Consider the following 25,054-nt stretch of genomic DNA (forward strand, 5'->3'; position numbering starts at 1 on the left):
GCCGCGCCAGTCGCACAGGCCATTATTGAGCGGCGAACGCCCAGGCGGGTTCTGACACCACGTGCCTGGCTCTCTCGCCGTGGGTTTCGATCTGCGGAAACCGGCAATTCTCCCTCGCCAATCCCGCGGATTCCTCACAGGAAACCCGGCTGCATGGCGGCCTTCATACACTGCAACCGCAGAAATTGCCAGTTCCGGTGCCAAATCCCTACGTTTCGACGGTTCACGTTTAAGCAAACAGGCCCATGGACGCGCTCGGATTTTTCTCTTCCCCGGGGTTGGGATGACGTCTCCACAAACGGCCCCAGGTGTCATCAACGCGCAAATCAGCCATCGGCCGCGGCGGGACTTGCCGCAGGTGTTTGGGCCAGCCCGCGGCACGCGTTTTGGCGGTGACGGTCAGGGCCGTTTCCCGAGAATTGGTCGCGGCGCGCGTGCTTGACTTGGAAGGACAGGCTGTCACCATGGGGACGACGACGAAGTCGCTTTGCAGACGAAAGCCGCCACGAAACGCGTGCGGCGGACGTCTGAATCTGGGAGGGAGGCGACATGTCCGGATCCGGCGACCCGGCACGGGTGGTGATCGATGCCAACGGGATCGACACGCTTATCGCGATACTCGCCAAACGGGGCTACGAGGTACTTGGTCCCGTTCGTCGAGATGGTGCCATCGTTCACGAACCCATCGCCTCGACAGACGACCTGCCGCGCGGATGGATCGACGAGCAGCGCGGTGGCCACTACCGGCTTAAACAGGAAGGCGATGCCTATTTCGCCTACACCGTCGGTCCGTCGTCGTGGAAGCGGGTCCTCCACCCACCTCGGCAACCCCTGTGGAGAAGCGAAATCCGGGACGGCGAGGTCGCGATCGAGGCCGCATCCGTCGACACGCAGCGCCGCGCGCTGATCGGCGTGCGCGCGTGCGAGCTTGCGGCCATCGCCGTGCAGGACCGAGTCTTCCTCGAAGGCCCCTACCAGGACAGGCACTACGCCGCCCGCCGCGCGGGATTGTTCATCGTCGCCGTGAATTGCGGCCGGGCGGTCGAAACCTGTTTCTGCGTTTCGATGGACACCGGGCCGGAGGCCCGCGCGGGTTTCGATATCGCGTTGACGGAAATCGCCAATGGCCGGTTCGTCGCCACCGCCGGCAGCGACGATGGCGCCGCGCGGCTTGCCGAGCTTCCAACCCGCCCCGCCGAACCGTCGGAGCTCGACGCCGCCGCAGCCGCCATCGAAACAGCCGCCGGCCAGATGACGAGGACGCTGGAGACCGAGGGCCTGCCGGATCTGTTGACGTCGAACCCCGATCATCCCCGCTGGGACGACGTGGCGCAGCGCTGCCTCAACTGCGCGAATTGCACCATGGTCTGCCCGACCTGCTTCTGCACCGACGTGGAGGAGGTTAACGATCTCGACGGCGGCGGCGCGGCCCGGGTCCAGCAATGGGCCTCCTGCTTCACGACAGACTTCACCTATCTGCACGGCGGCGGAGCGGTGCGCGACAGCGTGCGGTCGCGGTACCGGCAGTGGATGACACACAAGCTCGCCACCTGGCACGACCAGTTCGGCACTTCCGGTTGCGTCGGTTGCGGCCGCTGCATCGCCTGGTGCCCGGTCGGGATCGACATAACCGAAGAGGCCGCGGCGATGCGCGGCGCGCGGGGGGGAGGATAGGATGATCGTCGATGACCTGAAGGAAATCGTCGGTGGGCATTCGATGTTTGCCGGTCTCGGCACGGAGTTTCTCGAACTGGTCACCGGCTGCGCCAAGAACGTCCGGTTTCACGGCGGCGAGTACCTCTACCGCGAAGGCGAGGAAGCGAACGAGATATACCTCATCCGCGATGGCCATGTGGCACAGGAACTCGGCGCACCCGGCCAGGGGCGGATGACGTTCCAGACAATCGGTCCGGACGGCGTGGTGGGCCTCTCCTTCCTGGTCCCGCCCTACCGCTGGAGCTACGACGCCCGCGCGCAGGACGACGTACGGGCGATCTCTCTCGACGCGACCTGCCTGCGTGGCAAGTGCAACGCCGACCCGGCGCTCGGTTACGAGGTGATGAAGCGCTTCATGCCGACCGTCGTGGATCGCCTGCACGATACTCGGCTACAACTTCTGGATGTCTACGGTGCTCGCTCCTGACCCACAGCTCGACCCAATGGTCCCAACGCTCGCGCGGATCACGCGCAAGATCGACGAGATCCCCGACGTCGTGACCTTCGAAATGGAAGCAGACGGATGGTCCGGCTTCGCACCCGGCCAGTTCAACATGCTGGGTCCGTTCGGCGTCGGCGAGATCCCGATCTCGCTCTCTGGCCCGGCATCAAAACGCGAGCGCCTCGTCCACACGATCCGCGCCGTGGGTCCGGTCTCCCGCGCGCTGGTCGAATTGCAGGAAGGCGCCGTCCTCGGCCTGCGTGGCCCCTACGGCGCGCCGTGGCCGGTGGAGCGGGCGCAGGGACGAGACGTGATGGTCGTCGCCGGCGGGCTGGGCCTCGCCCCGGTTCGACCGGTTCTCTACGACGTGCTCGAAAATCGCGACGACTACGAAAAGGTCATCGTGCTCTACGGCGCGCGACGGCCCGAAGAAATGCTCTTCGCCGATGAGCTTTCCACGTGGCGGGCGCGGTTCGATATCGAGGTCGCGGTCACGGTCGACCATGCCTCGGTCGGCTGGCACGGGCATGTCGGCGTCGTCACCTCGCTTCTGAGAACCGTCGGCTACGACCCCGCCAACACGACCGCCTACGTCTGCGGTCCGGAGATCATGATGCGCTTCGCAGCCCGCGCGCTGACCGACGCCGGTGTCGCGCCGGGCGAGATCTGGCTTTCGATGGAACGCAACATGCATTGCGCGATCGGCCTCTGCGGCCATTGCCAGCTTGGCCCGGTCTTCATCTGCCGCGACGGCCCGGTCTTCGACTGGGCGCGGCTGCGACCACTGATGCAGCAGGAGGAATTGTGAGATGGGCGCGAAACCCCGCCTCGGTGTGTTCAAGTTCTCGTCCTGCGACGGCTGCCAGCTCTCGCTTCTCGATTGCGAGGACGAACTCCTTGCAATCGTCGGGGCCATCGACATCGCGTATTTTCCCGAAGCGACGCGGGCCGATGACACGGGCCACTACGACATCGCGCTTGTCGAGGGGTCGGTAACAACGCTGCACGAGGCGAAGATCATCCACTCGATCCGCGAGCGGTCCACCCGGCTCATCACCATCGGCGCCTGCGCCACGTCCGGCGGCATCCAGGCGCTGAAAAACGGCGCCGACGTGGCCGAGTTCATCTCCGCCGTCTATGCGCACCCCGACTACATCGCGACGCTGGACTCGGCGACGCCGATAAAGGACCACGTCCCGGTCGATTACGAACTGCGCGGCTGCCCGATTGCCAAGCACCAGTTGATCGAACTAATCGCCGCGACGCTCGCCGGCCGCTGGCCCCGAACGCCGCCGCACGCCACCTGCATGGAGTGCAAGCGTGCCGGGCATGTCTGCGTCATGGTCGCCCAGGGCACCCCCTGCCTCGGCCCGGTCACCCATGCCGGCTGCGGCGCGCTCTGCCCCGGCTACGCTCGCGGTTGCTACGGCTGCTTCGGCCCGAAGGAGAATGCCAACACCGCCGCGCTCGCCGCGCGGCTCGCCGAAGACGGGGCCACGGGGCGCGATATCCGGCGGCTCTTCTCCACCTACAATGCCAACGCGCCGGCCTTCCGCCAGGAGGCGCAGCGCCATGGCTGAAAGGACGATCAAGGTCGACATGCTCGCGCGCGTCGAGGGCGAGGGCGCGTTCAAGGTGGTGGTGCGCGACGGCCGGGTCACCGGCACCGAGTTCCGTATCTTCGAACCGCCCCGTTTCTTCGAGGCGTTCTTGCGCGGCCGCGACCTGAGCGAGGTCCCCGACATTACCGCCCGGATCTGCGGCATCTGTCCGGTCGCCTACCAGATGAGCTCAGTGCAGGCGATGGAGATGGCCCTCGGCGTCACCATCCCTGCCCCGATCCGGGACCTCCGGCGCTTGCTCTACTGCGGCGAATGGATCGAGAGCCACATCCTGCACGCGGCCATGCTGCATGCCCCCGATTTCCTCGGCTACGATGGCGCCGTCGATATGGCGAACGACGGGCACGCCGACAAGGTAAGGCTCGCGCTCGAGTTGAAGAAAGCCGGCAACGCGCTCGTCGCCTTCCTCGGCGGCCGCGAGATCCACCCGATCAACGTGCGCGTGGGCGGCTTCTACAAGGTGCCCCGCAAGCGCGATTTCGCGCCCCTCCGCGAGCAACTCCTGCGCGCGGGCGAGCTCTGCGAGGCCTTCATCGACTGGACCGCCACCTTCAACTTTCCGGACAAGGAACGCGACTACACATTCGTCTCGCTCCGCCATCCCGAGGATTACCCGATGTACGATGGCCGGATCGTCTCCAACCGCGGTCTCGACATCCCGGTGGCGGAATACAATGACCATTTCCGCGAGGAACATGTGGCGCATTCCAACGCCCTGCAGTGCTTCATGGTCGACGGCGCGAGTTATCTCTGCGGCCCGCTCGCCCGCTACACCCTCGCCTACGACCACCTCGCCCCTCGCGCAAAGGCGGCCGCCCTGCGCGCGGGTCTCGGGCGGACCTGCCGAAATCCCTACCGCTCCGTCATCGTCCGCGGGGTGGAGACGCTTCACGCCATCGACCTCGCGCTCGAACTGATCGACGCGTACACGGAACCCGACGCTCCCGCCGTGCCATTCACGCCTCAGGCCGGGACCGGCATGGGCGCCTCGGAGGCGCCGCGCGGGCTGCTCTTCCACCAGTATTCGATTGCCAGCGACGGAGCGATCCTGACGGCACAGATCGTGCCGCCAACCTCGCAGAACCAGCCGTCGATCGAAGAGGATCTCGCGAGCTTCATCGACGACATCCTCGACCGGCCGGAACAGGAGATCCGCTACCTCTGCGAGCAGACGATCCGCAACTACGACCCCTGCATCTCCTGTGCGACGCATTTCCTGAAGCTGCAGATCGACCGTGGCTGACGGAATGCGCCGTCCGCTGCTGATCGGTGTCGGGATGGACATGGCCGGAGACGATACCGTGGGCCGCGAAATCGCACAGCGGCTACGCGGACATGCGGGCTTCGACGTCGCCGAAACGCACGGCATGGCGGCGGACCTTGTAACCCTGATGGAGGGGCGCGACCGGGTGCTGATCGTTGATGCCTGCCGCTCCGGCGCGCCTCCGGGCACGATCCACCGCCTCAACGCGACGTCCGGCGCCTTGCCGCCCTTTCTCAACACGGTTTCGAGCCACGGCATGGGCGTCGCGGAGGCTGTGCGTCTCGGCCAGTCGCTCGGCATGCTGCCGCCCCATTGCGACATCTGGGCCATCGAGGGTGCCGTCTTCCGTCCCGGCGCACCGCTGAGCCCGCCCGTGGCGGAGGCGGCAGACAGCTCTGTCGCAACGATTCCCGGCGTCCTGACCGGCGCGGAGCCGCCGCCCAGGCCCTGACCCGAATGCCCGCCCCTGCCGTGAACGCCAAGGGCGTTCGGTATCGGCGGAAAGCGCACTTCCGCCGCTGGCGCTGACCAATTGACCGCGCCGGGGCGCTACAGCTCCACCAGAACGCGGTCGCCCTGCACTTTCACAGGATAGGTTCGCAGGTTTTCGCAGGCCGGCGCACGTAGCGCTTCGCCGGTCCGGTAGTCGAAAGTCGCGTTGTGCTTCGGGCATTCGATCTCGTAGTCCTGCACGAGCCCATCTTCGAGATGCACCTGTTCATGCGTGCAAAGCCCGTCGGTGCAGAAGTATTCGTCGCTGGGCGAACGGTATATGGCAAATGTCCGATCACCGTGATCGAAGCGGATGAGATCCTCTTCCTCGATGTCGTCTGTCGCGCAGGCGTCGATCCAATCGGCCATGGCAGGGTCTCCTCGTTCTGAATGCTGAACCGGCCTAGACGGCGACGGCGTGGAAATCGTCCCGATACGGCCGTGCCGAACCCGGCAATTCCCGCTTCAGGAAGTAATCCTCGTAGCGCAGCTGCCGCTTCAGTGCCGGCCAGACCTCGCTGTAGGCCTGCCACATGGAGGCATTGGGCGCCGGCAGGTCGTGTTTGATCCGGGCGTGCAGGTCCGGCAACCGGTGATACGGCACCATCGGGAACATGTGGTGCTCCACGTGGTAGTTCATGTTCCAGTAGATGAAGCGGGACACCGGGTTCATGTAGACGGTCCGGCTGTTGAGGCGATGGTCCAGTACATTGTCGGCCAACCCGGCATGCTGAAGGACCCCGGTCAGCACGTGGTGCCAGGCGCCATAGAGCCGTGGCAGGCCAATGACCATGAGCGGCAGGATCGACCCCGTGGCAAGCGCAAGAGCGATGGTCGCGGCGTAGATCGCAACCCAGATCCGCGCGACGCGGATGACCTTCGGCCGCTCCTGTTCCGGGATGTAGCTGGCCTCTTCCGGATGGACCTTGCCACTCGCGTTCAGCAGCATCCGGCCCCAGCCGTTCCAGCTGTCCACGATACCTAAGAAGTTGAGGAGAATCCGCCGGAGCGCCGGCGGACGCATCGCGACGATCTCGGGATCGCGCCCGACGATGATCGTATCGGTGTGGTGGCGCGCATGGCTCCAGCGCCAGGTCACCGGGTTGCGCACCATGCAGAAGCTCGCGACCTGGTAGAGGGCGTCGTTCATCCAGCGCGTCTTGAACGCGGTGCCGTGCGAGCATTCATGCCAGCGGCTGTCCATCGCCGAGCCATAGAGCACGCCGTAGGCGAGCCAGAAAGGTGCGGACCACCACGATGGCCAGAGTGCGATGCCTATGCCGGCCAACAGGATCATTGCCCCGAACAGGAGGATCGTGTCCCGGATCGCGGGCTGGTCGGCACGCTGCATCAGTGCCTTCATCTCCTTGCGCGGCACGTCGGTGTGATACCACTCCGCCGCTGCGAGGCCCGTCTCGACCGCACGCCGGGCGTCGGGGCCCAACATCGAATAGTCTCGCGCCATAGTGTCCTCCCCAAAAAGAAGCCCCGGCACCCTCAGCCGGATCCATATGTCCTATTGCACGGCCGGGCATCGCCAAAGACCGCGGCTTGCAAAATCTATCAAAAACATCATCATTACCTATCATTCACGATGGAAAAATCGCAGAAAGGGATCGTCTTGGCCAAGCGGGCAACCATCACGGACCTTGCCGAAGCGGCCGGCGTCAGCGTCGCGACGGTCGACCGGGTTCTCAACGGGCGGGCCAAGGTCCGGGAGGAGACCGCGCGGCGTGTCCTGGAGGCGGCGCGCGAGATCGGATTTCATGCCGCCGGTCTGATTGGCCATCGGTTGATGGCAGGGCAGCCGGAACTGACGATTGGCTACGTCCTGCACAAGGAGAGCCAGGCATTCTACCAGGCATTCCGGGACGAGGCGATCCATCAGGCCGAGGTCGCAAGCGGGCGTCGGGTCAGGGCGCTGGTCGATTTCGCACCGTCGCAGGCACCCACCGATTTCGTCGACCGCATGGAAGCGATGGCCGACCGTGTCGATGCGGTCGCGGCCACCTCCGTCACAGACCTCGAAGTCACCGATTGCGTTGAGCGGATTCAGGCACAAGGCGTTCCCTGCTTCGCGTTGCTCAACGATTTCGCGCAGGGCGTTCGGCGCAGCTATGTTGGCCTTAACAACATGAAAATAGGTCGTATTGCGGCCCATATGACCACCACGGCAGCACGGCGCCCCGGGAAGCTTGCCGTCTTTGTCGGCGGCTACCGCTGGCATGGTCACGACCTGCGGGAGACCGGCTTTCGCAGCTACGCACGCGAGTACGCGCCGGGCTTCCAGGTGCTCGACACGCTGGTGAATCTCGAAACCCGGCAGCTGACCTATGAAGCTACGCTCGACCTGCTCGAACGGCATCCGACACTCACGGGGATCTACTGCGCAGGCGGCGGCATGGAAGGTTGCATCGCCGCGCTGCGTGAGAAACGCGCCCCCGGGGAAGTCGCGCTGGTGGTCAATGAAGTGACACCCGAAAGCCGCCAGGCCCTCGTTGACCGCTACATTGCCCTCGTGATCGCGACGCCGTTGCCTCGGCTCTGCGCGGATCTGATCGACCTCTCGGCACAGGCCCTGAAGGATGGAAGCGGAACGCTTCCGGGCCAGCATTTCCTGCGACCGGATCTCTATTTGCCTGAGTCGCTCTGACTGAGAGAATTCTCTCACCAAGACACAGGACTCTGTCACGAATGATGGAATCATCACCGGACAGATTGACCCGCGACGCTACGTCACCGCAGGCTGTCCGGACCGGATGCGTCCAGCGTCCGGTCTGGGAGGACACCAATGCTGACATTTGCGCTGAACCACATGACGGTTCCGCGGCTCGGATATGACGACCTGCTTGAGCTCGCATCCGGGCTTGGCTGCGTCGGGGTCGAAGTACGCAATGACCTTGCCCGCCCCCTCTTCGACGGCCGCCCCGCGGCCGAGGCCGGCGCGAAGGCGCGGGATGTGGGGCTGCGGATCGTGGGGCTCAGCCAGGTCTATCCCTTCAATTCCTGGTCCGACGAGATCCGCGCCGAGGTAGGCGCCCTGATCGAAACGGCGCTTGCGTGCGGTGCCGAGACGATCAGCCTTATTCCCCGCAATGACGGGCGTGGAACCGGAAATGGCGAACGCCAGGGAAATCTCAGGCTCGCGCTGCGCCAGATCAAGCCGATGCTCGCGGAGGCGGGTCTGGTCGCGCTCGTGGAGCCGCTCGGGTTTGCCCGGTCGTCGCTGCGCAGCAAGACGGAACTGGTCGAAGCGATCGACGCATTGGAAGCGGCCGAACAGTTCAGGCTGGTGCATGATACCTTCCACCATACGCTGGCCGGAGGCGGCGAGTTCTACCCCGACCGGACCGGCATCGTTCACATCTCCGGCGTCGTCGACCCGACCCTCGGGACCGGCCAGATGGAGGACGAGCATCGCGTTCTCGTCGATGCGCAGGACCGGTTGGGAAATATCGCCCAGCTCAAGGCTCTGCGCGACGCGGGCTATGCGGGGCCGGTCTCCTACGAATGCTTCTCGCCCGACATACACGCCCTGCCAAATCCGGCAGAGGCGATCGGCGCATCGCTCGACTTCATCCGGACCCAGCTTCAGGAGGTGCCGGTCTGAAGAGTTCATGCGGAAGCCGGGGCACAACCGGCCCGCACAAACGGCCTTACGGCCTTCCGGCAAGACAAGGATGGTGCGCCGGACACCGTGACCCAGGGAGGACCCCACATGAGAAAGACCGTATTTGCCGCGGGTATCGCCGCGTTTATGTCCACCTCGGCGATGGCCGAGAACATCGGCGTGTCCATGGCATTGTTCGACGATAATTTCCTGACCGTGCTGCGCAACGGCATCCAGGAGCTCGCCGACGGCATGGAAGGTGTCGATGTCCAGATCGAGGACGCCGAGAACGACGTGGCCAAGCAGCTCGACCAGATCAACAACTTCGTCGCTTCCGGCGTGGATGCCATCATCGTCAACCCGGTCGACACCTCGGCCACCGAGGCGATGACCGCTGCGGCATCGAGCGCCGGCGTGCCGCTGGTCTACGTGAACCGCGAGCCGATCAACGTGGACTCGCTGCCCGACAACCAGGCCTTCGTTGCCTCGAACGAAATCGAATCCGGCACGCTGGAGACCTTCGAGATCTGCAAGATGCTCCGCGCGCAAGGTCTCGCCGGCGGCGCCCGCGCCTATCTCATGATGGGGGAACTCTCCAACCAGGCCGCGGTGCAGCGCACAAAGGATGTCGATGACGTCATCGGCATGGATATGTGCAACTTCATCGAGATCGTCGACCGCCAGACCGCCAACTGGTCGCGTGACCAGGCGCAGGACCTCATGACCAACTGGCTCTCGGCCGGCGAGGAATTCCACGCGGTCATCGCCAACAACGACGAGATGGCGATCGGCGCGATCCAGGCGATGAAGGCCGCGGGCATCTCGATGGAGGATGTCGTTGTCGGTGGCGTCGACGCCACCCAGGACGCGCTGGCCGCGATGGCCGCGGGCGACCTGGACGTGACCGTCTTCCAGAATGCCGCCGGTCAGGGTTCGGGGGCGCTGGACGCCGCGTTGCGCCTCGCACGCGGCGAAGAGGTCGACCAAAAGGTCTACATCCCGTTCGAGCTGGTGACGCCAGACAATATGGACGCGTACACCTCCAAGAACTAACCTAAGGTAAGCGAAACGGCGGAGCGGTCGTTTTCCCGCTCCGTCCGAACAGGACAAACCGGTCGCGCATGGGACCGGTTCGGGAGGATGGCAATGGCCGAAACGACCCACGGTACCGGGGGGCTGGCTTTCGACAAGTCGAAGCGCTCCTGGCCGAACGAGATCAACATCTTCTTCGCGCTGCTTCTGATCATCGGGATCTTCGAAGCCGCCGGTCAGCTTCTGCCCTACATGAACGGCCAGAGCTTCCTCTTCGATTCGCAGGGCCGGTTCGACTCGATCTTCAACGAGCAGCGGCTTCGCATCATCATCCTTCAGGTTGCGATCATCGGCATCATCGCCCTGGGCTCGACGCAGGTCATCATTTCAGGCGGGATCGATCTGTCCGCCGGGCCGCTCGTGGGCGCCACGGCAATGATCGTGATGTCCTTTGCACAAACCGAACTGGTCAATGGCAACCCCAACCCCAAGGCGGTGTTCGGGGTTTGGGCGATGGACCTGCCGGTGATCGTTCCCATTCTCGTGGGCCTCGCCTTCGGCGCCCTGATCGGCTGCGTCAACGGGTCCTTGATTGCCTACACCGGCATCCCGCCCTTCATCGCGACGCTCGGCATGTTCCTCTTTGCCCGTGGCGTCTCCCGCTGGTGGACGGAAGGCCAGCCCGTCTCCTTCCCGACCGAGCAATTCGCGGCGCTCGGGTCCGGCATGATGCCGGTGTTCTGGTTCCTGTCGCTCGCGGTGCTGTTCCACCTGATCCTGCGCTACACGCTCTATGGCAAGCGAACCTATGCCATCGGGTCGAACGAGGACGCGGCCCGGATGTCCGGCATCAACGTGCGGCGCCACAAGATCCTCGTCTACATGATCGCAAGTATGCTCGCGGCCTTCGCAGCCGTCATCCTCAGTTCCAAGAACCTGACCGCACAGGCCGGCATGGGCCAGTTCTACGAACTCTACGCCATCGCGATGGCGGTGATCGGCGGCGTCAGCCTGTCCGGCGGCCGGGGATCGGTGCCGGGGACCGTGCTTGGGGCAATGGTCTTCGGCGTCATCCAGTCCGGCTTCACCTATGTGAAGCTCGACGCCTACTACCAGTTGATGGCGATGGGCATCATCATCGTCGCCGCCGTCGTGCTGGACAAGTGGCGGCAGCAACGCGCTGCGGCACGGGCTTGAGGAGGGCACCATGAGCGACATCGACACACATCTTTCCGGCACCGCCTTCCCGCATTCCGAGGCCCCGCTCGGCGACGTGATCCTGGAGACGCGCGACCTCACCAAGCACTATGGCGGCGTGCACGCCCTGGAGGGCGCGAATTTCACGCTGCGCAGGGGCGAGCATGTCGCCATCATGGGTGACAACGGCGCCGGGAAGTCCACCTTCGTGCGCCAGATCACCGGCGTGGAACAGCGCACCCGGGGCGACATTATCTTCGACGGCAAGCCGATCCATTTCGAGAATCCGATGGATGCGCGCAACGCCGGTATCGAGACGGTGTTCCAAACGCTTGCTCTGGCGGACCAGCTGGACGTCCCCGACAACCTGTTCCTTGGCCGCGAGCTGGTGAAGTTCCGGTTCGGCCCGTTCTCGATCCTCGATTACAAGGCGATGCGCCAGCGCACGCTCGACGCGCTGGAAAAAACAGGGGTCAAGATCCCCAATATCCGCGGCACCATCGAACGGATGTCCGGCGGCCAGCGGCAATGCGTGGCCATCGCCCGCACCGCGACCTTCCACTCGAAACTGACGATCATGGACGAGCCCACCGCCGCCCTGGGCGTGCAGGAGACAGCGCAGGTCGAGAGCATCATCCGCACGCTCAAGGAGGCGGGCGAGCCGCTGATCCTCATCAGCCACAACATGCGCCAGGTGATGGACCTTTGCGACCGGATCGTGGTGTTCCGCCGGGGACGGATCTGCGCCAATCTCCTGAAGGAAGAGACCGACGGGCAGGATGTCGTCGCCTACATCACCGGTGCGAAGACCCAACCGGAGTACGCCGACGCCGCCTAGCGGTACGGAACGGGGCCGGTTCCCGGCGCGGCCCGCCACGGGGCCGCGACGAGAGACGTTGGGAACTCGCACACCGGCTGTGACTGATCCCGCGAAATCCATGCCACCGGACCGATGCGCGCAAGGCCTCATTCCCCCCGGGCACCGTGGCCCTCCCGCCTACCCAAGCACCGCGGAAGCACGTTCAAACGCCCAGATCGCCGCGATGAGCGATACCGACACCGCAACGGCACCACGCGTGCCGATCCAGACCCGCTCCGGCATACGGCGGATCGCGATCACAATGGGCCAGATCAGCGCGACGATGGCGAGCTGGCCGAGTTCCACGCCGAAGTTGAACGCCAGGAGACTTTGCCAGACATTGTCGGCATCGACCTGAAGGATGTTTCTCAGCATGAAGGAGAAACCGAAACCGTGAAGCAGTCCGATGGCAGCCGTGACGGCAACGGCGTTGCCATTGCTGCGCGATTGGCCGGGGCGCTGGAGCACGGCATCGGCGGCGGCCCAGATGATGCTGAGCGCGATGGCTGTCTCTACGGCCGGAATGAACCAGGGCGCTGACGGGGCAATGCCGAAAAAACCCAGACCCAACGTGACCGTGTGCCCGATCGTGAAGCCCGTGACCCGTGCCAGCAGGGCGCCGAGCGTCTGGGCGCCGATCACCATGCACAGCACGAAGAGCACATGGTCGATGCCGACCAGGATATGACGAATGCCCTCCGTGGTGAACGTCAGGGCCGCCGCGGCGGGAGAGCCGGCAACCGTGACCGGCTCCAACATCAGGCCCGTTTTCCGGTACGTGCGGGTCGTGTCGCCCCGATAGTCGAGGACGAGGTTCGCGGTTTCCTGCTGACCGGGCAAGCCGGGATCGACCAGTGTCGACAGCCGGTAGACCGACACCGGTTGCGCTGTCGGGTATCTCAGGTGGATGTCCACCACCGCGTCGCCGACGTAGGTTTCCCCCAGATTGCTCCAACCGGGAGTGCGTGCGGCAAGTGCCGCCTCGGCTTCGCCGCGCGTGGCGAAGTCCGGCTCGCCGCCCACCGTATGAACGCGGACGGAAACGACCTCGGCTCCGAGCGCTCCGCTCTCGGTCGCGACCCGGAGGCTGTCTGCGGCGATCTGGCCAAGGCCGCGCGGGTCCGAGCGCAACGCATCCGGATCGACCAGATGCATCGCCACCCCGTTTTCGAGCCGGTTCGTGGTGAAGGGCGCCGGCGTTGGCAGGCCATCGCCGCCGATCGGGCCGAGCTTGTCGGCCACGAGGTAGGCCATCGGTGTCCGCAGGTAGATATCGAGCCGGTCAGGTCCATGCGCGACATGGAATATCCGGACGTTCAGGTTCAGGTTGAAATGCGCCCAGGCCGCGCCGCCCAGCATCGTCGCCAAAAGGGCAGCCATCAGGATCAAGAAACGTCTCATCCTGCACCTCACGTTCGGCTTTGTGCGCTGAGGATCGTCAGGCCACTCAGGAACCACCGGTCCGCCTCGCGGGTCACGTCCACGAGCCCGCGATAGGTAACCTGCCGCCGGTGCAAGTGCCCCCAATGGCCGCCGCTCACGGACGCCGTCCACTGGGCAACGATCTGGTTGCCGGTGGCATCCGGCACCGGCGAGATCCGTTCGACCTCGATCTCCACGATCTCGTCGGTGCGCGCCAGCGCGCCGGACGGCAGGGAAACCGACAGGCCACGGCGCAGCTCCGCACCAACGTCGCCTGTCCGGCCTGACAGGACGAACGGCGCAAGTGCCTGCGCAAAGCCGTCGGGCCGGGTTTCCAGCATGGCGGCACCCATGTTGTCCAGAAGCCCCGCCATGAGAAGATGCGCCGCGTCCGCGTCCGGTGCCGGTCGGCCCGGGAGGGGGATCCGGGTCGAAAGGGGGGCGGTCAAGGCGGCCGCGCCCACGCAGGCCACCGCCCCGGCAATGGCAAGGACACGCCGGGGGCCACGGCCACGCACCGCGACCCAGGCAGCAGCCGCTGCACCGAGCCCGAGCACCATCGCCACCAGCGGGAGATCAACCACCCGCGCGGTCGAAACCGTCACCGGTCGCGACTGCGGCTCCTCCCACGTGGTGAGGTGGTTGGTCCAGCGTACAACGGGGTCGCCCGCGCGCACCTGCGCCGGCACGCCGCCCGCAGGGTCGGTCAGGGTCACGGGCACCGTCTCCACGCCATCCGGGAATAGCTCCCAGGTCATCTCCACGTCTCGCGCCAGCGCCGGACGGGGGTAAGACATCACCACGCCCAGAAGCGCCGTGGCGCGGTCGACGTCCTGCGCGTCGTCCAGCACCCGCAGCCCCTCGACGCCGACGGCGATGCGCGAAATCCGGATGTCGCTCGGCGCCACGCGCTGCCCGTCCACCGTCACCGGGTTCCGGTCGGCAAAGAACGCCTCGGCCCCCGATGCGACCACACCCATCTGCGCGCCGCCGACGGTTTCGCTCTCGCCGAGGCCAAGATCGACCCAGGTCTCCAGATCCCGCAGGCGGACGATGATCTCGTGCCGCACCTCGCGCGGTTCCATCGAAAGAAAGGACATCAACGGGGACTTGTGGTGGCGGGTCAGATTGGGGTTCTCGAACCGGCTGAACCACGGGTCGTTCCAGTCTGGCACCAGAACCTCCGCTTGGGAGAGATAGCGATAATCGGTCACCGGCACGCCGAGATGCTCCACCAGCACGCCCAGCGAGGCGGTGGGCATCCCGGTCTCGTCGAGGGGCGGCGTAAAGGTCATGCGCGACGGCTGGCCGGCGAAGGGAAACTCCAGTTCGGCATAGATCACCTCGTCGCTGCGCGGACGCGGCTGCACAACCGACGTCGCGGCCGTGATACGCGCCTTGCGCGGGCGCAGGTCGACACTGCGGATCACCGCCGCAAGCGGTTGCCCGTCCGCCGCGACCCGCATGGTGCCCCCGGTGCGCGCAGCGAGCGATTGCCCGGTGCCGTCATCGGGGGCGACGAAGTGCGGATAATCGGCCGGGTCGATTTCGAGTGCAACCCGAACCCGATCCTCCAGTACGGAGATTTCCACGAAATTCGGTGCCGTTTCGCCGCCATAGGGCGACACGAGATCGGCCTGAGCGGCAAGCGTCCACGCGGAAATCACCGCAGCGCCAAAAAGCAGGCGTAGAATCAACGACATGACAGCAGCCTTGGGTGGAGAGATCAAACCCCGGCGTCATGCGGCGCCGGGGTGGTTGCCGCAGGCTCATTCATCGCCTGGATAGGGGAAGTCCCGACCAAGCGCTTCGGAGGCTTCCTCGTAGATCGGGCGCAACACGTCGTCGACGTCCCAATATCCGGACTTGGTGAAGTCTGAATACTGCATGGCGTCAATCGGCACTCCGGACTCCTCAGAATACGCAGTTCGATCTTCGTTTTTCGGAGCCTCAGCAGGCGCGGCTGCTGGCGGGGCCCACGTACGCTCCTCGGTGACTGCCATGCGAACCGTGATCTCATCCTTCGTGACATTCCAGACCATGAAATCGTCCGCCATACTCAGCGGTCCGTCATAGGTTGACCGAATGCGCTCGTAAACGTTGGAGCTCGTGTCGAAGTCATTGAAGAAGTGATAGGCAACCGCGAGCCGTGGCTTCACTTCGCTCATGATCTTGCCGAACGCTTCCGGAGCCGTGTGAACCTGTGTCCCGACGAGCAATGCCGACTCCGGCGTGAACTTCATTTTTGCGACCAGGTCGGGAACTGCCACGAAGCACTCGTGGATCGCGATATCGGCGTCCTTGGCGTACTCGACGAACCACTTGTTCGGGTAGGAATCCGAGCTGAAGACGAACTTCAAACCGTTCCATTCCAGAGAGTAGCTAACCGGCCCGTCAAGCGAGTGGATTGCCGGAAACGAGCGAATGACGACCCCGTTGTCCTCGTATACGACTTGGTTTTCGCCGCGGTAATCGAACTCGTTGATTTCCATCTTGAAGCCACGAAAATCGATAAGTCCGGCACGGCCGGAAAGATCCCACGTCAGCATTTCCTGCATGCGCTCGAGTGCATAAGCGGTCCCCAGTTCTTCGACCGGACCGCTAGGGCCCCAGACACGCAGCGGCACGTTACGGCCCATCAAGCCGCCGCCAATGAAAAGATCATGTAGTGCGCCGAAATGGTCGGTATGCAGGTGCCCGATGAATACCTTGTCGAGATAATTGTAAGGGATCTGGAGCGAGGAGATCCGCTCGGCCGAGCCAGAGCCAATGTCGAACAGGAACTTGTCGCCATTGCCGAGCTCCACAAGGAAGCAGGCCGCGGCCTGCGCGGCCCGAGTCGTCGGCATACCTGTCCCGCAGGCAATCACCCGCATCTCGTCGGCGGCGAGGTCTTCGGTGTTCGGGAAGTAGGCATCGCGCGGCCGGTCCCGGACCATCGTCGGCGAGACCTCGGCCTCCTGGGCCCAGGCCGCCCCCGCCAGGACCGCACCGTCACCGTCGCTTGTACCCGACCCCCAAATGACCGCCCACGTACAGAGCGATACCCCAGCCAGGCAACCTGCCGTGAGCCGTGCGGCCGTTTTCCGTCGAAACATCTTGTCCCCTCCCTGAACGGATTCCATGAACCTCACACCGGCAACATACGTTATCGTATGTAGCATACTTTTTGGTATTGATCTACCGTGTCCATGCACGACCGAAGGCGCAGGGAGGTTTGTTCATGGAATCGTCGCATGGACCGAGGTTCGATCGCGACGCCTGGCTGCGCGCCGCCCTGGCGGTGCTCACCCGGGACGGACAGGCGAAACTGAACATCGAGAAAATCGCCGCCGACCTCGGCGTGACGAAGGGCAGCTTCTACCACCATTTCCGGAACCGCGGGGATTTCGTCCGCAGCATCGTCGACTTCTGGGCCGAAGAGTTCACGTATCAACCGTTAAGGATACTCCGGGCCAGTCCCCGCTCGGCAGCAGGAAAGCTCCTGCAGATCATGGAAGCGATCAACGAAAGCAACCTGAACCGGTTCGATGCCGCTTTTCGCAGCTGGGCCGCTCAGGATCCGTCGGTGGCCGATGTGGTCCGTCAGGTCGATACCGCGCGGCACCGCGCCATCGGTGAGCTGTTTGCCGACATGGGCTTCACGGACGACGAATTACGCGAACGAACGCGAATCTTTCTGGTGTTTCACAGCGCGCAGAGCACCGTCCACATCCCGGAAGACACCGCTTTGACGAACGAGACGATATCGCGGAGGTTCCGCTTCTTCACCGGCCTCGATGCAGACGTCATCGGTAGGAGCGCGGACACCCCGCCTGCCGCCTGACGGTTGGCAATCGGTAGTGCGGCATGGATGCCGGGCCGCTGCGCGGACCATCCGGTCACCCGCGAGGGCGGATAACAGACCAGCCGACGCTGTGCGCCCCGCCCCTGCCCCCGTTCTTTCCGTGCAAGCCCAGCCGCGCGCCCAAGACCGCGCGCGGCAGTCTCGGGCGTAACCGGACCGGCACAATCGGACCGGCTCTACCAGCAGCAGAACCCGCCATCGACCAGGAGGTCGACACCCGTGCAATAGGAGGAGGCATCGCTTGCCAGGAAGACCGCGGGCCCGACCATCTCGTCGACGCTCGCCATCCGCTGCATCGGTGTCTGGCTCTCAAATTCCTTGGTCTGGTGCACCATCTCGGGCCGCGTGTTCATCGGCGTCGCCGTGTAGCCCGGGCTGATCGAGTTCACCCGGATGCCCCGCTCCACCCATTCCATCGCCATGCTCTTGGACATGTGGATGACCCCGGCCTTGGACGCGTTGTAATGGACCTGCATCAACCCGCGGTTCACGATCACCCCCGACATCGAGGCGATATTGATGATCGACCCCTTGCCGTGCCGGAGCATCGCTTCGGCCTCGGCCTGACACGAGAAGAAGACACCCTTCATGTTGATGTCCATAAGGGTCTGGTACTGCGCCTCTTCCATCTCCTCGGCGGGGTTGGCATTCGCGATGCCAGCCGAATTCACGGCAATCCCCAGCGCGCCCAGTTCGGCTTCGGTCTTCGCAACCGCATCCACCAGCGCGGCCTTGTCGGTGACATCGGCGGTCAGGGTCAGGGCCTTGCGCCCGGCGGCCTCGATGAAGCCGGCGGTATCGGCAAGGCCGCCATCCTCGCGGCGGTCGAGGCAGGCAATGTCGGCGCCGCATTGCGCCAGCCCGACGGCAATGCGCTGCCCGATGCCGCTCCCTGCCCCGGTAACAAGCGCCACCCGCCCGGAAAGATCAAAGAGCGCCGGTGCATTCAGAGTGAGTTCCGCCATTTTCTTGTCCTCTTGCGTTGCTTGCAATCTTGCGCGTCGTCGGTTCGGCCCGCTTTCGGCGTCACGCCGACGCCGCCCGCTCCCGCGTCTCGGGCGACGGGCGCCCCGGTTGGCGATCGCCGCGTTTCGTCTCCCACCAGTCGGCGAGCCGCTCGCGGGTGAGTAGCTGCGATCCGGTCAGGTGCTCCTTCGGAATGGTGTGGTTCTGCTTCATCGCGACGAGGTTCTTCACCGCCCAGTAGCCGATCTCCCACTGACGCTGCGCCTTGACGCCGGCAATGACACCGGTCTCGATGAATTTCAGCGTCTCCTGCAGGTCATCCATGCCAACGATGGCAACCGCCCCCGACTTGCCCGCATCGACGACCGCGCGTGCCGCGCCAATCGGGTTGGAGGCGTTGCAGGCGAAGATCCCCGCGAGATCGGGATGTGCCGCGAGCGCAGACTCGGTCAGGCGAACGGCGGTTTCGAGATTGTCGTTGTCGGGCTCCTCGAACACGATCTCCATCTCCGGGTAGGTTGCCACCGCGTCCTTGAACCCGGCGATGCGCGCCCTGTGGTTCGTGGCCGTCGGACTGCCCGCAAGGATGGCAACCTTGCCGGACCGGCCGAGCCTGTCGGCAAGGAAATGGCCGAGATCCGCGCCGTCCTGGTGATCGGCCTTGTTGCCCACGAAGGTGAAGTCCTCCGAACAGAAGGTGTCGAAGGTAATGACGTTGATACCGGCCTCCACCGCCTGCGCGATGAGCGGCGTCTCCGTGGCAGGATCGAGACAGGCCACGGCGAGCCCGTCCGGCTTGCGCTCGATGCTGGCCGCGATCCGGCGGCTGTGGTCGCCGACCTCGGCCTTCGGCGGCGCGTCCCACGTCACCCGGATGTCGATACCATCGTCCTTCAGTTCGTCGACGGCCTTCTGCGCGCCCGCCGCCACGACGTCGTACCAGGGATGCACCACCTTTGGGATGAAGACGAGATCGAGCTTCTGCGCCACCGGGGTCAGCAGGTCCTCCTGGTCGAAGGACCGGGCATGTCCGGCCGTCGCCAGTTCCATGACATAGACGTCATTCGCCTCGCTCCGGTCGAGGATGCCGGTCTGCCGGCCGCTCGACATGACCATGATGCGGTTGGAAACGCCAAGCACCTCGTCGAGGTCGGAACTTACGACGATGACCGCGACACCGGTTTCCGCGAGGCCGACGATGATGTCGTAGATCGAGGAGCGGGCGCCGACGTCGATACCGCGCGTCGGTTCGTCCAGCAGCACGACCTTCGGGTTCCGCGTCAACCACTTGGCAATCACGACCTTCTGCTGGTTGCCGCCCGACATCTCGCTGGCACGCTGGTGGCCCTGGCCTTTGACACCGAATTTGCGGATGCTCTGGTCCGAGAATTCCGCCAGCTTGCTGCGGTTTATCCAGCCGGCCTTGCCGATGGACTCGAAATTCGCGTAGGCGATGTTTTCGCTGATGGTATGGTCGAGGATCACGCCCTGAAGCTTGCGGTCCTCCGGCACCAGCACGATGCCCCGGTCTATCGCATCTCGCGGGCTGCGCGGGGTGATATCCTCGTCATTCAGCAGGACCTGCCCTTCCGCGATCGGGTCCGCCCCTGCGATCGCCCGCACGAGTTCGGTCCGGCCGGCGCCCACAAGGCCCGCGATACCGAAAATCTCGCCCTTCCGGACACCGAAGTTGACGTCTGCGAAGGTCCCGTTGGGCGACGAGAGACCCCGCACCTCCAGAACGGTTTCCTCCTGTGGCGTGGGGACATCGGGGAACATGCGCCCGAGGCTGCGGCCCACCATCGCCTCCACGATGGTCCGGACGGGGATGTCGGCGGTGTCGAATTCCTTGACCTTCGCGCCGTCCCGGAAAACCACGATACGGTCGGCGATCTGTTTGATCTCCTCGAGCCGGTGCGAAATGTAGATGATCCCGACGCCCTCGGACTTGAGCTTTTCGATCTGCTTGAACAGGAGCTTGGTCTCCGCGCCGCCGAGCGCGGCGGTCGGCTCGTCCAGGATCAGCAGCTTTGCATTCAGCGTCAGCGCCTTTGCGATCTCGATCAGCTGTTGATTTGCGGTCGACAGGCCTTTCACGAGGCGGCGCGGCGAGATGTCGAGACCAAGGCGCTCCAGCCCCTGGTAGGCACGCCGGTCCATTTCCTTCCGGTTGAGCCTGCCGCCGGTCATCGGGTACCTGCCGACGAAAATGTTCTCCGCCACGGTCAGGTGCGGCAACAGCATGAGTTCCTGATGGATCATCGCGACGCCGGAATCGATCGACTCGCGGGGGTTGGCGGGCGCGTAGTCCGCGCCCTGCCATGTCATCTCTCCGGCGGTCGGGAGGATGGTGCCGGAGATGATGTTCGAAACGGTCGACTTGCCGGCACCGTTCTCGCCAAGGAGCGCCACGACTTCTCCGGCATAGATATCCAGGTCGATGTCGTGCAGCACTTCAATCGGCCCGTAGGACTTCTTGATGTTCCGCAGTGACAGGATCGGAGATTTGCCTTCGGTCGTCATGACATTCCCTTTCGATCTACGGTACCGGAGTTGCGCCGCTTACGGGTGCTGCTCGACGTATTGCGGTGCGTCTTCGCAGGTGGTGAGAACCGCGTTCGGGGTCTGACGCTCCGGCACGCTTTCGCCAGCGGCAACCTTGATCGCGGAATCCACGGCAAGGCGGCCCATCAGCTGGGTGCTCTGGGTCGCTGTCACGACGAAGGGACCCTCGCATTCCGCCAGGTACTCGAGCGCCGCGACGTCGCCGTCATAGCCGCCGATGATGACCTGATCGGAAAGACCGGCAACGTCGGTCGCCTTGGCCGCCCCCATGGCAAGCCCGTCGGCCTGGCCGAAGATGATCTTCAGGTCGGGATGCGCCTGCAGCATGTTCTGGGCAATCGAGAAACCCTCGTCCGGCGACCACATCTGGCTCCATTGCTGGGTGACCAGCTCCACGCCGGGATTCTCGTTGATGGCGCGTTCGCAGCCCTGGAAGCGAAGAACCTCGGGGGTGGTGCCCTTCTGGCCGTGGATGATGGCCATCTTGCCCTCGCCACCGGCCAGCTTGATGATGTGGTCGCAGACCTGGTAGGCGGATTCGATGCTCTCACCGGCGATGAACGTATCGCCCGGCTCGCCTTCGGGGAAGCGGTCCACGTTGATGACCGGGATCCCTTCGGCGCGCGCCAGGCGCGTCGGGACCGCGGCCGCCGCGGCACCGGCAGGGATGTAGATGAACGCGTCGATGCCCTGGGTCATGAAGTCCTGAACCTGACTCACTTGGGTCGCGGTGTCGTTCTTGGCATCTGCCACGATGACCTCGATCCCCAGCTCCTTGCCGTAGTTTTCGACACCCAGCTTGATCTGGTTGAAAAAGTCCGCCTGCAGGTTCGGAACGGCGAGACCGATCTTCTTCACCTCGTCGGCGCCGGCAACTCCGGCAATCGAGGCAACCGCTGTCGCAGCGATCAGGGCCTTGAACGTCGTTTTCATGAGTAACTCCTCCACATTGGAATGGTCCGCTCTCTCAGCTTGGACCCGTTGAAGCCCGACAGTGCGGACCGGTCAGCGGGAGAAGCGGACCTCGGCCGCTCCCCCGAATTCGTCTCCCTATCTGCGCTTGAAGGTCTCGGCGGCGACGGCCAGCACGATAACCAGACCGATGATGACGGCCTGCAGGAAGGGAGAGACGCTCAGCAGGTTCAGGCCGTTGCGCAACACGCCGATGATCAGAACCCCGATGATCGTGCCGACAACGCCGCCGGTACCGCCCGACAAGCTCGTGCCGCCGATGACGACCGCGGCGATGGCATCGAGCTCATAGGCCACACCGGAACTGGGCTGGACCGAGTCGAGGCGCGCCGCGAGCAGGATGCCGGCAAGGCCGGACAGGAACGCCGAGGCCACGTAGACCAGAACTGTCGTGCGATTCACGTTGATCCCCGCGAGCCGCGCCACTTCCGGGTTTCCGCCGATGGCGTAGAGCGACCGGCCGCCCTCCCGGTAGCGCAGGAACACGAAGGCGAGCACGAACACGACCAGCATGACGGCCACGGTCATCGTCAGGACACCGCCGTAGCGAATGATGGCCGACATGTTGAACCAGGCCGGAAAGCCGATGATCTGCGAGCCGTTGGTGATCATGTTGGCAAGGCCACGCGCGATCGACATCATCGCGAGCGTCGCGATGAATGGGGGCACACCGAATGTCGTGATCATCATGCCGGAGGCCCCGCCGCAGATGGCGGCCGCTGCCAGCGCGCCGGTAATCGCGATGCTCATCGGCATTCCGGCTTCGACGTTCAGATAGCCGAGCACCATCATCGCCAGCGCAAGCACGGAGCCGACCGACAGGTCGATGCCCGCAATCAGGATCACGAAGGTCATCCCGACCGCCATGATCCCGAGCACGGTGATCTGATCCATGATGTTCAGGAAGTTCCGGAACGACATGAACGAGTCGGACGCGAATGTCAGAAACGCGCAGAGGAGCAGCAGACCGATCAACGGCCCCGTCGCTCCGCTCAAGGAAAACAAGCTCGCGACAGAAGGTTTCACCGAGCCGTCTTTGGCGATCGAAGTCATGATTCCTCCCAAACCTTGCATATATATACAGAGCTGATGCAACATTCGTATCCGGAGGCGACCGGGCAGTCAAACCCTTTCTACTTCGTTTCATCTTTTTTACATGCTCTCTATATCTGACGCGCGCACAGCCCTTACTGCATATCGCGCTTGACATAAGGGCCGTTTTGAAATTTTACTGTAGCAAGAATTTTTATGCAGGGAGAGCCACATGACTACCGAAGACCTTCGGCGTATGGCGAACAGGATTCGCCGCCGCGATCTCCAGGCCGTCTTCGAAGCAGGCGCAGGCCATATCGGTGGCGAAATGTCTGTAACCGATATCCTTACGGCGCTGTATTTCCGAATCCTCAACGTCGATCCCGCAAATCCGCTCGATCCCGAGCGCGACCGTTTCGTCCTCAGCAAGGGCCATACGGCCTGTGCGCTCTACGTCACGCTGGCCGAGAAGGGCTTCATCCCGAAGGAGGAGGTCGCCACGTTTCTCAAGCCCCATTCGCGCCTGAACGGCCACCCGAATCGCACCAAGGTCCCCGGGGTGGAGACGAATACGGGTCCGCTCGGCCACGGGCTCCCGGTGGCGGTGGGCATGGCGATATCGGCGAAATTGAGCGGCGCCGCCTGGCGCACCTTCGTCGTGACCGGCGATGGGGAAATGCAGGAGGGGAGCAACTGGGAGGCGTTGTCATCCGCCGCCCAATACAAGCTCGACAACCTGACGCTGATCATCGACCACAATCGCCTGCAGCAGGGCGCGCGGCTGGCCGACACGAACAACCTCGCCCCCTTCGCGCCAAAGCTCGAAGCCTTCGGTTGGGCCGTCCGGGAGATCGACGGTCACGACATGGACCAGATCGTCGCCGCCCTCTCACCCGACAGCGTGACGCCCGGAAAGCCCAACGCGATCGTGGCGCATACCAACAAGGGCCACGGGATTTCATTCATGTCCGACAACGTCGCCTGGCACCACAAGGTGCCGAACGCCGAGCAATACAAACAGGCCATGGCCGAGCTTGAGGAGGCTGTCCAATGAACGCCGTGACCAAAGAGCCGAAACTCTACGATTGCCGCGACGCCTTCACCGCAACGCTTGAGGCGATGGCCGCGGAGAACGGCGATATCGTCGCCGTCTGCAACGATTCCGTCGGCTCTTCCAAGCTCGCCGGTTTCCGCGACCGGTTCCCGGAGCGCCTGATCAACGTCGGCATCGCCGAGCAGACGCTCGTCGGGGTTGGCGCGGGCCTCGCAAATGGCGGCAAGCTCCCCTTTGTCTGCGGCGCGGCCTGCTTCCTGACCGGCCGGGCGCTGGAGCAGATCAAGGCCGATGTCGCCTATTCCGACACCAATGTGAAGCTCGTCGGAATCAGCTCCGGAATGGCCTATGGCGAGCTTGGCCCGACACACCATTCGACCGAGGATTTCGCCTGGGTCCGGGCGATTCCCAACGTCGCCGTCGTGGCGCCCTGCGACAATGTCGAGACCGCCGCCGCCGTCGCCTTCGCCGCCGAGTACACGGGGCCGATCTTCCTGCGGCTGAGCCGCGTCGGCGTGCCGCAACTGCTGCCCGACGACCACAGGTTCGAGCTCGGCAAGGCCGTGACCCTACGCGACGGGACCGATGTCACGATCATTGCCAACGGCGTGCTGACCCATCGCGCGATGCTCGCGGCCGACAAACTTGCCGCGGCCGGTATCGAAGCGCGCGTTCTCAACATGGCGACCGTCCGCCCGATCGACGAAGACGCGATCGTGAAGGCCGCCGAGGAAACCGGCGCCATCGTCACCTGCGAGGAACACACGATCTTCGGCGGGCTCGGCAGCGCCGTGGCCGAAGTCGTGGTGGAAACGCGGCCGGCTCTGATGAAGCGCCTCGGCGTGCCCGGCATCTTCCCTCCGACCGGCAGCGCGAACTTCCTGCTGGACGAGTTCGGGATGTCCCCCGACGGCATCGCCGCGGCCGCCAGCGACCTGATCGAACGGAAAGCGTAGGAGCGC

The 25,054-nt window shown here is 64.5% G+C and carries 23 protein-coding genes; 14 read left to right on the forward strand and 9 right to left on the reverse strand.

Annotated features, from left to right (window positions below):
• The first annotated feature begins 549 nt into the window (after nucleotides 1-549).
• From ARC39_RS09250 to ARC39_RS09275, 6 genes are read left to right on the forward strand one after another with little or no spacing between them, the layout of a single operon-like run.
• A complete protein-coding gene (locus tag ARC39_RS09250; RefSeq protein ID WP_068113466.1) occupies nucleotides 550-1,674 on the forward strand; it encodes a 4Fe-4S dicluster domain-containing protein in 1,125 nt (374 codons plus the stop codon).
• A 1-nt stretch (nucleotide 1,675) separates the two neighbouring features.
• Entirely contained in the window at nucleotides 1,676-2,143 is a 468-nt protein-coding gene (locus tag ARC39_RS09255) for a cyclic nucleotide-binding domain-containing protein (protein ID WP_068113470.1), read from the forward strand.
• Complete coding sequence (locus tag ARC39_RS09260) at nucleotides 2,130-2,966, forward strand: FAD/NAD(P)-binding protein (RefSeq protein WP_236545199.1); 837 nt, start codon at nucleotides 2,130-2,132, stop codon at nucleotides 2,964-2,966. The genes ARC39_RS09255 and ARC39_RS09260 overlap by 14 nt, the downstream gene beginning before the upstream one ends.
• A 1-nt stretch (nucleotide 2,967) precedes the next feature.
• On the forward strand, nucleotides 2,968-3,738 hold the full coding sequence (locus ARC39_RS09265; RefSeq protein ID WP_068113474.1) for an NADH-quinone oxidoreductase subunit B family protein: 771 nt from the start codon (nucleotides 2,968-2,970) through the stop codon (nucleotides 3,736-3,738).
• Complete coding sequence (locus tag ARC39_RS09270; RefSeq protein WP_068113476.1) at nucleotides 3,731-5,023, forward strand: Ni/Fe hydrogenase subunit alpha; 1,293 nt, start codon at nucleotides 3,731-3,733, stop codon at nucleotides 5,021-5,023. Before ARC39_RS09265 ends, ARC39_RS09270 begins: the two co-directional genes overlap by 8 nt.
• Nucleotides 5,016-5,495, forward strand: coding sequence for a hydrogenase maturation protease (locus ARC39_RS09275; RefSeq protein ID WP_149866376.1), 480 nt, complete (start codon nucleotides 5,016-5,018; stop codon nucleotides 5,493-5,495). The genes ARC39_RS09270 and ARC39_RS09275 overlap by 8 nt, the downstream gene beginning before the upstream one ends.
• A gap of 98 nt (nucleotides 5,496-5,593) precedes the next feature.
• Here the strand turns inward: ARC39_RS09275 and ARC39_RS09280 are convergent, their stop codons facing one another.
• Nucleotides 5,594-5,905 carry a MocE family 2Fe-2S type ferredoxin gene (locus ARC39_RS09280; RefSeq protein ID WP_068113480.1) on the reverse strand — a complete coding sequence of 104 codons (312 nt, stop codon included), beginning with the start codon at nucleotides 5,903-5,905 and terminating at the stop codon, nucleotides 5,594-5,596.
• A gap of 34 nt (nucleotides 5,906-5,939) precedes the next feature.
• Nucleotides 5,940-7,001 (reverse strand): fatty acid desaturase family protein, encoded by a 1,062-nt coding sequence (locus ARC39_RS09285; protein WP_068113482.1) that lies wholly within the window; start codon nucleotides 6,999-7,001, stop codon nucleotides 5,940-5,942.
• Nucleotides 7,002-7,157: 156 nt separating this feature from the next.
• Here ARC39_RS09285 and ARC39_RS09290 point away from each other — a divergent pair, with 156 nt between their 5' ends.
• The 5 genes from ARC39_RS09290 to ARC39_RS09310 all read left to right on the forward strand — a co-directional run bounded on the left by ARC39_RS09290 (nucleotide 7,158) and on the right by ARC39_RS09310 (nucleotide 12,213).
• Nucleotides 7,158-8,189 carry a LacI family DNA-binding transcriptional regulator gene (locus ARC39_RS09290; protein ID WP_201455737.1) on the forward strand — a complete coding sequence of 344 codons (1,032 nt, stop codon included), beginning with the start codon at nucleotides 7,158-7,160 and terminating at the stop codon, nucleotides 8,187-8,189.
• Between the two features lie 138 nt (nucleotides 8,190-8,327).
• Nucleotides 8,328-9,146 carry a TIM barrel protein gene (locus ARC39_RS09295; RefSeq protein ID WP_068113486.1) on the forward strand — a complete coding sequence of 273 codons (819 nt, stop codon included), beginning with the start codon at nucleotides 8,328-8,330 and terminating at the stop codon, nucleotides 9,144-9,146.
• A 108-nt stretch (nucleotides 9,147-9,254) separates the two neighbouring features.
• On the forward strand, nucleotides 9,255-10,199 hold the full coding sequence (locus tag ARC39_RS09300; RefSeq protein WP_068113488.1) for a sugar ABC transporter substrate-binding protein: 945 nt from the start codon (nucleotides 9,255-9,257) through the stop codon (nucleotides 10,197-10,199).
• Between the two features lie 93 nt (nucleotides 10,200-10,292).
• The gene (locus ARC39_RS09305) at nucleotides 10,293-11,375 is read left to right on the forward strand and encodes an ABC transporter permease (protein WP_068113490.1); all 1,083 of its coding nucleotides are present in this window, start codon (nucleotides 10,293-10,295) and stop codon (nucleotides 11,373-11,375) included.
• A 10-nt stretch (nucleotides 11,376-11,385) separates the two neighbouring features.
• Entirely contained in the window at nucleotides 11,386-12,213 is an 828-nt protein-coding gene (locus tag ARC39_RS09310; protein ID WP_078059175.1) for an ATP-binding cassette domain-containing protein, read from the forward strand.
• A 159-nt stretch (nucleotides 12,214-12,372) separates the two neighbouring features.
• Here the strand turns inward: ARC39_RS09310 and ARC39_RS09315 are convergent, their stop codons facing one another.
• From ARC39_RS09315 to gntH, 3 genes are all read right to left on the reverse strand, one after another.
• Nucleotides 12,373-13,635, reverse strand: coding sequence for a HupE/UreJ family protein (locus tag ARC39_RS09315; protein WP_068113492.1), 1,263 nt, complete (start codon nucleotides 13,633-13,635; stop codon nucleotides 12,373-12,375).
• Nucleotides 13,636-13,643: 8 nt separating this feature from the next.
• Nucleotides 13,644-15,359, reverse strand: coding sequence for a hypothetical protein (locus ARC39_RS09320; RefSeq protein ID WP_068113493.1), 1,716 nt, complete (start codon nucleotides 15,357-15,359; stop codon nucleotides 13,644-13,646).
• Between the two features lie 66 nt (nucleotides 15,360-15,425).
• Nucleotides 15,426-16,754, reverse strand: a complete 1,329-nt coding sequence (gene gntH / locus ARC39_RS09325) for a guanitoxin biosynthesis MBL fold metallo-hydrolase GntH (protein WP_068113498.1) — start codon at nucleotides 16,752-16,754, stop codon at nucleotides 15,426-15,428.
• Nucleotides 16,755-16,879: 125 nt separating this feature from the next.
• Between gntH and ARC39_RS09330 the strand changes: the two genes are divergently transcribed.
• Nucleotides 16,880-17,482, forward strand: a complete 603-nt coding sequence (locus ARC39_RS09330) for a TetR/AcrR family transcriptional regulator (protein ID WP_068113501.1) — start codon at nucleotides 16,880-16,882, stop codon at nucleotides 17,480-17,482.
• 197 nt (nucleotides 17,483-17,679) lie between these two features.
• Here ARC39_RS09330 and ARC39_RS09335 read toward each other — a convergent pair whose 3' ends face one another.
• The 4 genes from ARC39_RS09335 to ARC39_RS09350 form a co-directional block, all read right to left on the reverse strand.
• Nucleotides 17,680-18,468 (reverse strand): SDR family oxidoreductase, encoded by a 789-nt coding sequence (locus ARC39_RS09335; protein ID WP_068113504.1) that lies wholly within the window; start codon nucleotides 18,466-18,468, stop codon nucleotides 17,680-17,682.
• A 61-nt stretch (nucleotides 18,469-18,529) separates the two neighbouring features.
• The gene (locus ARC39_RS26180) at nucleotides 18,530-20,992 is read right to left on the reverse strand and encodes an ATP-binding cassette domain-containing protein (RefSeq protein ID WP_078059177.1); all 2,463 of its coding nucleotides are present in this window, start codon (nucleotides 20,990-20,992) and stop codon (nucleotides 18,530-18,532) included.
• A 39-nt stretch (nucleotides 20,993-21,031) separates the two neighbouring features.
• The gene (locus ARC39_RS09345; RefSeq protein ID WP_068113507.1) at nucleotides 21,032-21,967 is read right to left on the reverse strand and encodes a substrate-binding domain-containing protein; all 936 of its coding nucleotides are present in this window, start codon (nucleotides 21,965-21,967) and stop codon (nucleotides 21,032-21,034) included.
• Between the two features lie 117 nt (nucleotides 21,968-22,084).
• Nucleotides 22,085-23,059 carry an ABC transporter permease gene (locus tag ARC39_RS09350; protein ID WP_068113510.1) on the reverse strand — a complete coding sequence of 325 codons (975 nt, stop codon included), beginning with the start codon at nucleotides 23,057-23,059 and terminating at the stop codon, nucleotides 22,085-22,087.
• A 211-nt stretch (nucleotides 23,060-23,270) separates the two neighbouring features.
• Between ARC39_RS09350 and ARC39_RS09355 the strand changes: the two genes are divergently transcribed.
• Nucleotides 23,271-24,092 (forward strand): transketolase, encoded by an 822-nt coding sequence (locus ARC39_RS09355; protein WP_068113513.1) that lies wholly within the window; start codon nucleotides 23,271-23,273, stop codon nucleotides 24,090-24,092.
• Entirely contained in the window at nucleotides 24,089-25,048 is a 960-nt protein-coding gene (locus ARC39_RS09360; RefSeq protein ID WP_068113516.1) for a transketolase family protein, read from the forward strand. Before ARC39_RS09355 ends, ARC39_RS09360 begins: the two co-directional genes overlap by 4 nt.
• The last annotated feature ends 6 nt before the right edge of the window (nucleotides 25,049-25,054 follow it).

It is taken from the genome of Tropicimonas marinistellae (genome assembly GCF_001509585.1).
GTDB classification, from domain to species: domain Bacteria; phylum Pseudomonadota; class Alphaproteobacteria; order Rhodobacterales; family Rhodobacteraceae; genus Tropicimonas; species Tropicimonas marinistellae.

Excerpts from the sequence above, each read along its gene's own strand:
- ARC39_RS09280 (WP_068113480.1), bottom strand. The coding sequence starts at position 5,905 with ATGGCCGATTGGATCGACGCCTGCGCGACAGACGACATCGAGGAAGAG.
- ARC39_RS09310 (WP_078059175.1), top strand. The coding sequence starts at position 11,386 with ATGAGCGACATCGACACACATCTTTCCGGCACCGCCTTCCCGCATTCC.
- ARC39_RS09250 (WP_068113466.1), top strand. The coding sequence starts at position 550 with ATGTCCGGATCCGGCGACCCGGCACGGGTGGTGATCGATGCCAACGGG.
- ARC39_RS09330 (WP_068113501.1), top strand. The coding sequence starts at position 16,880 with ATGGAATCGTCGCATGGACCGAGGTTCGATCGCGACGCCTGGCTGCGC.
- ARC39_RS09285 (WP_068113482.1), bottom strand. The coding sequence starts at position 7,001 with ATGGCGCGAGACTATTCGATGTTGGGCCCCGACGCCCGGCGTGCGGTC.
- ARC39_RS09350 (WP_068113510.1), bottom strand. The coding sequence starts at position 23,059 with ATGACTTCGATCGCCAAAGACGGCTCGGTGAAACCTTCTGTCGCGAGC.
- ARC39_RS09315 (WP_068113492.1), bottom strand. The coding sequence starts at position 13,635 with ATGAGACGTTTCTTGATCCTGATGGCTGCCCTTTTGGCGACGATGCTG.
- ARC39_RS09305 (WP_068113490.1), top strand. The coding sequence starts at position 10,293 with ATGGCCGAAACGACCCACGGTACCGGGGGGCTGGCTTTCGACAAGTCG.
- ARC39_RS09300 (WP_068113488.1), top strand. The coding sequence starts at position 9,255 with ATGAGAAAGACCGTATTTGCCGCGGGTATCGCCGCGTTTATGTCCACC.
- ARC39_RS09360 (WP_068113516.1), top strand. The coding sequence starts at position 24,089 with ATGAACGCCGTGACCAAAGAGCCGAAACTCTACGATTGCCGCGACGCC.
- ARC39_RS09295 (WP_068113486.1), top strand. The coding sequence starts at position 8,328 with ATGCTGACATTTGCGCTGAACCACATGACGGTTCCGCGGCTCGGATAT.
- ARC39_RS09255 (WP_068113470.1), top strand. The coding sequence starts at position 1,676 with ATGATCGTCGATGACCTGAAGGAAATCGTCGGTGGGCATTCGATGTTT.
- ARC39_RS09270 (WP_068113476.1), top strand. The coding sequence starts at position 3,731 with ATGGCTGAAAGGACGATCAAGGTCGACATGCTCGCGCGCGTCGAGGGC.
- ARC39_RS09355 (WP_068113513.1), top strand. The coding sequence starts at position 23,271 with ATGACTACCGAAGACCTTCGGCGTATGGCGAACAGGATTCGCCGCCGC.
- ARC39_RS09320 (WP_068113493.1), bottom strand. The coding sequence starts at position 15,359 with ATGTCGTTGATTCTACGCCTGCTTTTTGGCGCTGCGGTGATTTCCGCG.
- ARC39_RS09345 (WP_068113507.1), bottom strand. The coding sequence starts at position 21,967 with ATGAAAACGACGTTCAAGGCCCTGATCGCTGCGACAGCGGTTGCCTCG.
- ARC39_RS09265 (WP_068113474.1), top strand. The coding sequence starts at position 2,968 with ATGGGCGCGAAACCCCGCCTCGGTGTGTTCAAGTTCTCGTCCTGCGAC.
- ARC39_RS09335 (WP_068113504.1), bottom strand. The coding sequence starts at position 18,468 with ATGGCGGAACTCACTCTGAATGCACCGGCGCTCTTTGATCTTTCCGGG.
- gntH (WP_068113498.1), bottom strand. The coding sequence starts at position 16,754 with ATGTTTCGACGGAAAACGGCCGCACGGCTCACGGCAGGTTGCCTGGCT.
- ARC39_RS26180 (WP_078059177.1), bottom strand. The coding sequence starts at position 20,992 with ATGACGACCGAAGGCAAATCTCCGATCCTGTCACTGCGGAACATCAAG.